Genomic DNA, 8,469 nt, shown 5'->3' with positions numbered 1-8,469 from the left:
CAGAGCGAATCAAGAGGGAACCCGGGGCGAGTTGGTGGGCATACACTGGCTCCGGCCACCGGCCTCGAGGGGAAGGGGATGGAAGCCGGTCCTTTCAACGGTCCCACGAGGCGGGAGGAAGGCCCTGGGGATACGCAAGCTGTCGGGTGCTCTCTCTGCTCTCTCCCTGCTGCGGGAGGCAGAGGCCGCTCTGGTGACGGTGATGGAGCTTCTGGGGCACACGTCCCTGAACACCACCGCCCGCTACACACGGCCGTCAGAGAAAGAGCTCGAGGCGGCCGTGGAGCGGTTGGGGTGAGCGGATCTGCGGGAATCAAAAAAGCACCCTCCCCCCTCTCCCTGGGGGGTGCTGGGGAATCAGCGCCTACTCTCTTAATGGGCTGTCTGTCCCCTCCTGGCGCGTCGGGGGCGAGGGAATTGGGGGATCTCGTGGGGGGCGAAGGTGCGGCTGTCCTTCAGCCACCAGACCCGTTGTTTCTAGGCCATCGGGGCGACTCCAGGTGGATCTCCGGCCCCCCCCACCACCGCCACCCCTTCGGCCTCCGGAGCCACCTTCCGCAGGATCCCCGCCCGCCGGACCGCCCGCTCTACATCCTCCCGGTCCACCGTGGCAGAAATCTCCACCACCAAATAGGCCTCCCCCTCCCGCGTCCAGGAGCGCCCACGGACGACGACATCAACATCGCCCAGGTCCTTCGCCTCCTCTCCGGACAGCCGGCCGGCCCCCTCGGCGGCTGCAAGCAGCGTCCCCAGCTCCTCCGGGGAGAGGACCCAGGGCTCCGCCACCAGGTCACTGTACCGGTAGGGGCGGAGGCCGTAGTGCTCCTCATACGTCCGCCCGCGAAGCCGTCCATCGATATCCGCCACCCGCTTCCCCATTTGCTCCTAGACCTCGGCCAGCGTCGCGAAGCGCCACTCCGTCTCCGCCCGCAGCGCCGCGAGCTCCTCCCGGAGCTCGGCGAAGCGTCGCTCGGTCTCCATTCGGAAGGTGGCGAACTCCTCGTAGTGCCGCCGTTGGGCCTCGGCCAATCGCTCAACGGCTCGGGTCAGCTCCGCCAGGCGGCGGTCGGTCTCTGCCCAAAAGGCCCGGAGCTCTTGCCGGTGGGCCGTGAACTCCCCCGGCAGGCGCAGGAGCTCCTCGCCGGCCAGCGTCGCCCACAGCTGCGCTCGCCAATCAGGATGCTCTCGAAGCAGTCGTAAAAGATCCTGGAAGTCCGTCACCGTGAAGAGCATGAGAGCATCTCCTAGGGGGATTTGAACACACGTGGGCCGCATTACGCTTGACGGGAGGCCAAGCGAGGGTATAATTGAGACAGCCCTTGAAACAAAAAAGCCCTCGGCGGTGCGAGGGACACCGACCGGAGGGCGGCTCCCCACGCCGGTGCAGGCGGTGCGGAGATCATCTTGAGCATACCCCAAAGCGCGGCTCCCGCCGGGACTTGGCGGGAGCCGTTTTTGTTTTTCGTTCGGTCTGTCCTCCCTGTCCCGGAAAGGAGGAGGTACTGCGGCGAGGTAGGCTTAGAGGTCGGGATTTCGGGGGCGCCCATCTTTCGCTCCGCTCAGGACACCATCTCGGCGGGGTGGCGTCCGGGTCTGGAGGATAGCAGCGCCGCAGGCGCTGGTGGACAGGTGGTTGGCTTTCCAGGTCGTGTCGAGTGGTACGGATGTCGGCGTGGCCCATGAGCTTCTGGATATCGTCGATTTGGTAACCGGCCTCTTTCAGCCGGAGGGCGAAGGCGGCATGCAGGGTGTGGGCCGTGGCGCGTTGGGTAATGCCAGCAGCACGGACGGCGGCGGTGATGGCCCTCTGAACGCCGGTGGAATGCAGGTGATGCCGCTTGATCGCTAGGGTGGAGGGGTCCACAGACAGGTCACGCGAGGGAAACACGTATTGCCACTCCCAGGATGTTTCTGCCCCAGGGTATTTACGAGCCAGGGCGGGGGCATGGAGATGGGGACCTCAGGGTGGGCCTCATAGAGGCGGCGCACTTGCTCAAGGTGGGCGTGGAGGCATTGGAGAAAGCATCCCTCATCGGGGGGGAAGGTCACGCAGTCGCGGTTGGACTGGTGTCGCGGACGATGAGGAGGGAGTTCTCAAAGTCAAGGTCCTGGATGCGCAGGCCACTCCCAGAGGAAGCAGGCGACGAGATGCGGTGCGCCGTCCAGATGGGAGAGGATCCGCGGGCACTCATCGTGGCTGAGGTAGGGCTGGACATAGGTGCTTCGTTTGGCGCAGAGGGCGTGCATATCGCCGGGGGATGCCGAGGACTTCCTGATAGAGGAACAAAAGGGCAGAAAGGGCAGGGTCCTGGGTAGAGGCAGAGACCTGCCATGAGAAGCGAGACGGGTGAGGAAGGCTTCGACTTCCGGTGCGCCCACAGGAGGCAAGGACAATGGGCCCTTCGCCACCGCCAACTTTCCACATAGAATGCCCCGTCGTCATCGGGCGGGAGGCGCCGCTGCGCACGCTGGAGCAGGCGCTGGAGGGGGCATGCGCTGGACACGGGCAGACAGTCGTGCTGGCCGGCGAGGCTGGCATCGGCAAATCACGCCTGGTCGCCGAAGCGAAATCCCGCGCCCACTCACGCCAGATGCTCATCCTGCAAGGCCAGTGCTACGAGCCGGACCGCGTGCTGCCTTACGCCCCACTCCTGGACCTGTTGCGTGTGCGCTTCACCGCCCGTCCTGCAGCGGACATCGCCCATGACCTGGGGCCTGCCGCCCACGAACTCGTCAAGCTGCTCCCCGAACTGGCTAACCGCCTGCCCGACCTGACGCCCACGCCGGCCCTCAACCCCGAACAAGAGAAACGCCATCTCTTCCAGGCGCTGATGGAGTTCTTCGCCCGCCTCGCAGCGCGGATGCCGCTGTTGGTCATCCTGGAGGACCTGCACTGGAGCGATGACACCAGCCTGGAGTTTCTGCTCCACTGGGCGCGGCGCATTCCCTCTCAGCCCATCCTCCTATTGACGACGTACCGCAACGACGAAGCGAATCCGAGCCTGAGCCATTTCCTAGCTGACCTGGACCGCGCACGTTTGGCGAGCGAGTTGGTGTTAGGCCGCCTGACGATGGAAGAAGTAGATGCGATGATCCGGGCGATCTTTGACCAGCGGCGTCCGGTGCGAACGGAGTTTCTGCAGCCGATCTACGCCCTGACGGAGGGCAATCCGTTCTTTGTTGAGGAGGTGCTGAAATCGTTGGTCGCCGCCGGGGAGATCTTCCATACCCAGAGAGGATGGGATCGCAAGCCGATGGGCGAGCTGCACATTCCGCGCAGCATCCAGGACGCGGTGCAGCGGCGGCTGGCACACGTCAGTCCAACGGCGAGGGAGCTGCTTGTGCTCGCGGCGGTGGCGGGGCGGCGCTTTGATTTCGCGCTGCTTCAGGAGCTAACCCAGAGGAATAAAGAGGACTTGCTTGAAAGGCTGAAGGAAGGGGTCGCGGCGCGCTTGATCGTCGAGGGACCGGCGGACGAGTTCGCGTTTCGCCACGCACTGACGCAGGAGGCGGTGTACGCCGGCCTGCTCATGTGGGAGCGCAGGCGGCTGCATCGCATCGTCGGCGAGACGCTGGAGCGCCTGCATGCGGATTCCCTTGACGCGCACATTGGCGACCTGGCCTATCATTTCTACCAGGCGCAGGCCTGGGAGAAGGCGCTGGGGTATGCGGCGCGTGCCGGAGAGCGGGCGCGGGCGATGTACGCGCCGCGCGTGGCCATTGAGCAATTCACTCGCGCGTTGAAGGCGGCGGAGCATCTGTCGCTGCCCGCACCGGTGCAACTCTATTGGGCTCGCGGCCAGGCCTATGAGACCATAGGCGACTTCGAGCGTGCTCAAGCCGACTACGAGGCTGCACTGCATATGGCTCAAGCGGTAAACGACCGCCAGGCAGAGTGGCAGACACTGATCGCCCTGGGATTCCTTTGGGCTTCGCGGGACTACATCAAGACTGGGGACTACTTTGGGCAAGCGCTAAACCTAGCGCGTGCGTTGGGTGATCCGGCGGTCCTTGGTCACAGCCTGAACCGGTTGGGCAACTGGCACATGAACGCCGAACAGCCAACAGAGGCGCTGCGTTACCATCAGGAAGCGCTTGAGATGTTTACTGCGCTTGGCGACGAACGCGGCATCGCAGAGACGCTAGACCTGCTGGGGATGACGAGCTACATCGGCGGCGCCCCGATCCAGGGCGCCGCCTATTACCAGCGTGCAGTGGAGTTGTTTCGCCAGCTGGGGGATCGCCAGGGGCTGGCAGCGAGTCTGCCGATGTGGGTGATGCGCGGCAGGGTGTATGAAACCGATACATGCTTTCCAGAGCTGCCTCTACCCGGCGCTGTGGACAAGGTGGAGACGGCGCTGCAGATCGCCCGTGAGATCGATTATCGCTCCGGTGAAGCCTATATCCTGGCCGGATGCGCGCAGTACTTCGGCATACACGGCGACTATGGGCGGGGATTGGCCTGGGGCCAGGCGGCCTTGGAGATCGCTGAGGACATCCAGCACCACCAGTGGCTGATCTTTGCGCACTTCTCTTTAGGCGCGTTGCACCTTGATCTGCTCGCTTTACCTGCCGCCCGGCAGCACCTTGAGCAGGCGTTGACGCTGGCGCAGGCGCTCAACTCGCGGATCTGGGTCAGCATCACGTCGGGGTATCTCGCCTCAGTAATTATTGCCCAGAAGGAGTTGGCGCAGGCAGAGGCCCTGCTGGCCGCTGTGCTTCATCCCGATACGCCAGCCCAGACGATAGGGCAGCGGCTATGTTGGTGCGCCAGCGCTGAACGGGCCCTGGCTGGCGGCGACCCGGCGCTGGCGCTGCACATCCTTGAACAGAAGCTCGCGTACACTGCGAACCGCTCCGAGGGGCAGGTGATTCCACGCCTGTCGCGGCTACGCGGCGAGGCGCTGGTGGGGCTGGGGCGCCGGGCTGAGGCCGAGGCGGAGTTGCGCGCCGGATGTGAGGGGGCGTTCCTACTGGAGATGCGCCCTATGCTCTGGCGGATTCAGGTCAGCCTGGGCAGACTGTACCGAACTCAACGCCGCTACGAGCAGGCGGAGGAGGCCTTCTCGGCGGCGCGGGCGCTGATTCATGAGCTTGCCACGACCGTGGCTGACGAGACGCTGCGCGACCAGTTCCGGCGCAACGCCATCGCCATGATCCCCGCAGCCTCGCCGCGCCGTGCCCTGAAGAAAGAGTACGGCGGGTTGACAGAGCGCGAGCGCGAGGTGGCGGCGCTGATCGCACAGGGAAAGTCGAACCACGAGATCGCCCAGGCGCTCTTCCTCGCCGACCGCACGGTTGCGACCCACGTCGGCAACATCCTCGCCAAGCTGGGCTTCACCTCACGTACGCAGATCGCCGCCTGGGCCCTCGAGAAGGGGCTGGCCAAGCCCACCCACGGCTAGAGCGGAGGGCAGGCTGTCACCTCAACGTAGGTCGGACAACGCTCGTTTGAACCCCCCTCCGCCCACCCCGCCCACAGCCCATCTTCGGTGAATCATTCCAAAACCCGCTCCTCCCGTACCCTCCCCCACGCATCGCGCCCAAGGATCCGGATCTCGTCCCCTTCGCCATCGAAATGGATGCGAACCGTTGGGCCAGCTGCCCGTTTCCCCACCCGAACCGCTTTCCCCCACAGATTCCCCTTCCCCGTCCGATCCACCCTTCGCGTCCCCACGACCTCCCGCCGCTTCTCCACCCCCCGCCGCATCGCCAAACTCGCCCCCCTTCATCGCGCCTGAACCCCTCGGAGCGAAGCCTCTTCCCAGCATTCTAGACCTCCCGCCATGCTTCCACCCCTCCCACTTCCCCCGCGTCGTTCTCCTCGATCGCTCCCTGATAGCGCTCCACCACCCCATTCCGGTCCGGCTTCCCCACCGGAATCCGCCGGTGCTCCACCCCGAAGCCCCACCGCCCCAGCGGGAACCGACGGGGGAAGCCCCCCTTCTCGCCCCACCCCACCCGCATCCCGATCCGTCTGTACCACCTTTGGAAGATATCCCACCCCTTGCATCGCTTTCTCCAACCCCCTTGGGGCTCTTTTCATGCTCACTTTTATTGGTTCCGAGAGTCAACCAGACCCCCCTTCGGCCTGGAAGTCCGCCTGGACCACCCCCGTCTCCTCCTCCCCACCCCCCGCCCAGGGGATCCGCTCCCGCTTCGCCTCCCGCACCTTTGGAAACCCCTCCCGCCGAAGGATCTGATGAAAGGTCCCCTCCGAGGGAACGTTCGGGATCCCTTCCGGCAAGAGCTTCCGTCGGATTCACCGCACCCCCGCGCGCAAAGGCCTTCACCCAGCGGATCACCGTCCAGACCCTGCACCCCATCCGCTGAGCAATGGCTCGATCGGTCCACCCTTATTTTCTCAATTCGACCATTCGCACTTGATCCTCATAAGCCGTTTGCGTGGCGGTGGGCTTCACCAGCACCTGCCCCTTCATCGCTGCATCTTCTCCGGGGGGAGAGCCAACCTACGTTTTAAAGAAAACGGATTTCTTAGATGAAATTTAGTCATCCTTTCCTCTGAATTTAGTCATTTCTGACGATGACAGTCCCACGCGCTTGTGTTAGGGTAAGGGCACGAGCCGTGAGTGGAGCGGCTCAAAGGATCCCAAATCTCATTTACAGGAGGTCGCCATGTTATCCACAAAACAGGTTCGCTGGAGCGGCGGCGCGCTGATCGTTGCCGGTGTGATCTTAGGGATTGGTCTGATCCTGCACCCGGATGAGACGGCTCCCGATGCCCTGGCACACCCCCTTTGGGGACCAACCCATTTCGCCATCGGCGTCGGCTTTCTCATTAGCCTGCTGGGGTTGATCGGTGTGCACGCCCGGCAGGCGGAAAAGGCTGGCGTTCTCGGGCTGATTGGGTTTGTCGTCAGTTTTGTCAGCTCAGCGGCGCTGAGCGGTCCCCTTCTCCTCATCGAAGGGATTGTTCTGCCAGGCCTGGCACAGAGCGAGATTGCCGAAGCAGCGTTAACCCCGACCGGGCCGGTGTTCGGCGGATTGCTCGAGCCAATCTTGCTGGGAACGCTTTACGCCTTTGGGATTGGCTACGTGTTATTCGGGATTGCCACCATCCGGGCGGGCGTCCTGCCACGCTGGGCGGCAGCTTCGCTCATTGCCGGCACCCCGCTGGCGATTTTCACACCGCCGCTGCCGGCTATTTTCCTTGCCATCGGTGGAGTGCTCATCGGTGTTGCCTATCTCTGGTTGGGCTATGCCGTTTTGTCGAGCACAGGTGAAGGTATGCGGGAAAGCCAACCGACGATGGCAAAAATGACAATGTGACAATGGTGGAGAGATCAGAATAGACAGGAGGCCCGTAAGATGATGCACGACGAGAAACACAAACAAATCGTTCGGCAAGTGGTGGAAGCTGTCAACGGTAATCAATACGGCGATGTGATTGGAAGGCTCATCAGCCCGCAGGTGATCTATCGCCACAATGACAAAGCGGGGGGCGCAAACGAGTGGGTCACAGACATCCGAGATAGCCGGATCGCCTTTCCCGATTCTCACCTGACAATTGTGTCGCAAACCTTGGAGGGAGATCGCCTGATCACCTGTTACCAATTTACGGGGACGCACACCGGCCCGTGGGGCGAGATTCCACCCACCGGGAAGCGGGTTGAGATTACGGGCGTGGTAACCACACGGTTGGAGAACGACATGATCGCTGAGTTGGACGAGCAGGTTGATGAGGTCGTTTTGGCCCAACAGTTGGGGCTAGCGGATGAGCCGCCTGGGCTGTAACGGCCACGCGCTATAAGAGGTCAACGATGAACGAAACGATGGATCAAGCGAAGGCGGAGGCTTTCACCCGCCAAATGTTCACACCCCCAACAACGGCACGCTGAGCTTGCTGCTCTCGATCAGGCACCGCTGGCTAGCTGGACGTGAGATCAGGAAGGAGGCGCTGGCGGGACTTGAAGAGATCAAGAAGGCAGTGGGGCGGGCCGTGCGCGATCTCCTGCCTAAGCAATAGTTGGGCCGACAGGACAAAGGTTATCCCATGTACCGTAAACCGATTCTTGGAGGTGGATGATGAACGAAGCGATGGATCCAGCGAAGGCGGAGGCGTTTGCCGGAAGGATGATGGCGCTGCTCAATGACGTGTTCCTGGGAATCCTGGTGAGCATCGGCCATCAGACCCGCCTCTTCGATGCCATGGCCGAAATGCCGGCGGCAAGCAGCGACGCCATTGCCCAAGCCACTGGGCTTCAGGAGCGCTACGTGCGGGAGTGGCTCGGGGGCATGGTCGTGGCGCGGATCGTCTCGTACGACCCGGCCACGGAGACGTACGTGCTTCCTCGCGAACACGCCGCTTTCCTCACGCGATCAGCCGGCTCGAACAACCTCGCCTTTTTCACGCAGTACATCCGGCTGCTTTCCGCCGTTGAGGGGGAGGTCATCGGTGCGTTCCGGGAAGGTGGTGGCGTCGGCTACGAGAGGTATCCCGACTTTCAA

Annotated in this window: 8 protein-coding genes and 2 pseudogenes; 5 read left to right on the top strand and 5 right to left on the bottom strand. The window is 63.4% G+C overall.

The genetic code is table 11. The features are described 5' to 3' along the window. Positions 1–298: pseudogene (locus ACFMO5_RS09455) on the top strand (hypothetical protein); the annotation flags it as partial. A 179-nt stretch (positions 299–477) separates the two neighbouring features. Here the strand turns inward: ACFMO5_RS09455 and ACFMO5_RS09450 are convergent. From ACFMO5_RS09450 to ACFMO5_RS09440, 3 genes are all read right to left on the bottom strand, one after another. Then, positions 478–879, bottom strand: a complete 402-nt coding sequence (locus ACFMO5_RS09450) for a hypothetical protein (RefSeq protein WP_376792499.1) — start codon at positions 877–879, stop codon at positions 478–480. Between the two features lie 6 nt (positions 880–885). Further along, positions 886–1,233, bottom strand: coding sequence for a hypothetical protein (locus ACFMO5_RS09445; RefSeq protein ID WP_376792498.1), 348 nt, complete (start codon positions 1,231–1,233; stop codon positions 886–888). A 166-nt stretch (positions 1,234–1,399) separates the two neighbouring features. Next, positions 1,400–1,864: a tyrosine-type recombinase/integrase gene (locus ACFMO5_RS09440; RefSeq protein ID WP_376792500.1), complete on the bottom strand. Its 465-nt coding sequence runs from the start codon at positions 1,862–1,864 to the stop codon at positions 1,400–1,402. A 529-nt stretch (positions 1,865–2,393) separates the two neighbouring features. Here ACFMO5_RS09440 and ACFMO5_RS09435 point away from each other — a divergent pair. Next, complete coding sequence (locus ACFMO5_RS09435) at positions 2,394–5,405, top strand: AAA family ATPase (RefSeq protein WP_376792497.1); 3,012 nt, start codon at positions 2,394–2,396, stop codon at positions 5,403–5,405. A 92-nt stretch (positions 5,406–5,497) separates the two neighbouring features. Here the strand turns inward: ACFMO5_RS09435 and ACFMO5_RS09430 are convergent, their stop codons facing one another. Further along, positions 5,498–5,710, bottom strand: a complete 213-nt coding sequence (locus ACFMO5_RS09430) for a hypothetical protein (RefSeq protein ID WP_376792496.1) — start codon at positions 5,708–5,710, stop codon at positions 5,498–5,500. Between the two features lie 62 nt (positions 5,711–5,772). Continuing rightward, positions 5,773–5,967 carry a hypothetical protein gene (locus ACFMO5_RS09425; protein WP_376792495.1) on the bottom strand — a complete coding sequence of 65 codons (195 nt, stop codon included), beginning with the start codon at positions 5,965–5,967 and terminating at the stop codon, positions 5,773–5,775. Positions 5,968–6,636: 669 nt separating this feature from the next. Between ACFMO5_RS09425 and ACFMO5_RS09420 the strand changes: the two genes are divergently transcribed. The 3 genes and pseudogenes from ACFMO5_RS09420 to ACFMO5_RS09410 all read left to right on the top strand — a co-directional run. Then, positions 6,637–7,290, top strand: a complete 654-nt coding sequence (locus ACFMO5_RS09420; protein WP_376792494.1) for a hypothetical protein — start codon at positions 6,637–6,639, stop codon at positions 7,288–7,290. 42 nt (positions 7,291–7,332) lie between these two features. Then, positions 7,333–7,755 (top strand): ester cyclase, encoded by a 423-nt coding sequence (locus tag ACFMO5_RS09415; protein ID WP_376792493.1) that lies wholly within the window; start codon positions 7,333–7,335, stop codon positions 7,753–7,755. A gap of 291 nt (positions 7,756–8,046) precedes the next feature. Then, a pseudogene (locus tag ACFMO5_RS09410) lies at positions 8,047–8,469 on the top strand (transcriptional regulator); the annotation flags it as partial.

The sequence above is a fragment of the Thermoflexus sp. genome, assembly GCF_042408365.1.
GTDB lineage: Bacteria > Chloroflexota > Anaerolineae > Thermoflexales > Thermoflexaceae > Thermoflexus.
Note: the sequence above shows the minus strand (reverse complement) of the source record. Positions and strands in the feature narration are given on the sequence as shown.